Genomic DNA, 1,009 nt, shown 5'->3' with positions numbered 1-1,009 from the left:
CCGCTCGCCCGCATCGACGAGATCTCGGTGCACCCGGTCGGCGCCATGGCGAGCGAGGAGTTTTGCATCCGCGCCAGCAAGCAGGGCAGGGTATCGACGCGCATCGTCGCCGATGCGGCGACCTGTCCGGAATGCCTGCGTGAGCTGTTCGATCCCGCCAGCCGGTTTCATCGCTACCCCTTCGTCAACTGCACCCATTGCGGTCCGCGCTACACCATCGCCGAGCGGCTGCCCTACGATCGCCCCACCACCGCGATGAAGCGCTTCGCGATGTGCAAGGCCTGTGCGGGCGACTACGCCGACCCGAGGAGCCGCCGCTTCCATGCCGAGGCGATTGCCTGCCCGCAATGCGGCCCAAGGCTCAGCCACGGAATCGAGGAGATTGCCGCCGCGATTGCCGCAGGCAAAATCGTCGCGATCAAGGGGCTCGGCGGCTACCAGCTCATCTGCGATGCCCGTGACGAAGCGGCCGTGCAGCGGCTGCGGCAGCGCAAGGAGCGCGATCAAAAGCCGTTTGCCGTGATGGTCGGCTCGGTGGACGCGGTCGCCGGCATCGCCGATGCCGACGCTGCCGAGCTTGCGTTGCTCGAAATGGCGCCGCGGCCGATCGTGCTGATGACGTCCCGCCATAGGCTCGCGCCTGCGATTGCGCCGGGGCTGTCGCGGATCGGCATCATGCTGCCGGTCACCCCGCTTCATCACCTGATCTTCGAGGCGCTGAATTCGGTGCATAAGCGGGCCGGCGAAAGCTGGGCGACCGTCGCCACCAGCGCCAATCCCGGCGGCGAGCCGCTTCTGATCGACAATCGCGAGGCGGAGCTGCGCCTTGCCGGCATCGCCGATCTCATCGCCACCCATGACCGCGACATCGTCACGCGCGCCGACGATTCCGTGGCGGCGGTCGTCGCCGGGCGGACGCGGCTCATCCGCCGCGCCCGTGGTTACGTGCCCGAGCCGGTTCGTCTCGCGCAGACCGTGCCGCCGATCCTGGCCGTCGGCGGCGCGCTGA

General features: G+C 68.9%; 1 protein-coding gene. It reads left to right on the top strand.

Translation table 11 applies throughout. The features are described 5' to 3' along the window. Positions 1 to 1,009, top strand: a 1,009-nt coding sequence (locus WN73_RS11715) for a Sua5/YciO/YrdC/YwlC family protein (protein WP_271552864.1), incomplete at both ends; no start/stop codon positions are given.

The organism is Bradyrhizobium sp. CCBAU 45394 (genome assembly GCF_028128655.1).
In the GTDB taxonomy this organism is placed as follows: domain Bacteria; phylum Pseudomonadota; class Alphaproteobacteria; order Rhizobiales; family Xanthobacteraceae; genus Bradyrhizobium; species Bradyrhizobium diazoefficiens.
Note: the sequence above shows the minus strand (reverse complement) of the source record. Positions and strands in the feature narration are given on the sequence as shown.